Genomic DNA, 373 nt, shown 5'->3' with positions numbered 1-373 from the left:
TTCCAGCGCCTCGGTGTCCGCGGTACCGGTCATGCCGGACAGCTTGTTATACAGGCGGAAATAGTTCTGGAAGGTGGTGGACGCCAGGGTCTGGTTTTCCTGCTGGATATTCAGCCCTTCTTTGGCCTCGATGGCCTGATGAATACCTTCGGACCAGCGACGCCCCGGCATGGTACGGCCGGTGTGTTCATCCACGATCACGATCTGGTCGTTCTGAACGATGTAATCCCGGTCGATGTGGAACAGGGCATGGGCTTTCAGCGCCGCATGCACATGATGCAGCAGCGCCAGGTTATGGGCCGCGTACAGGCTTTCGCCCTGTTCCAGCAACTGGTTGCTGACCAGTAGCGCTTCAATCTTCTGGTGACCCGCC

1 pseudogene is annotated in these 373 nt (G+C 58.4%); it reads right to left on the bottom strand.

The features are described 5' to 3' along the window. Positions 1-373 (bottom strand): annotated as a pseudogene (secA, locus tag A3754_RS07725) (preprotein translocase subunit SecA); the annotation flags it as partial.

The organism is Alcanivorax sp. HI0083 (assembly GCF_001635175.1).
This window is presented reverse-complemented; position numbering and strand designations above follow the sequence as displayed.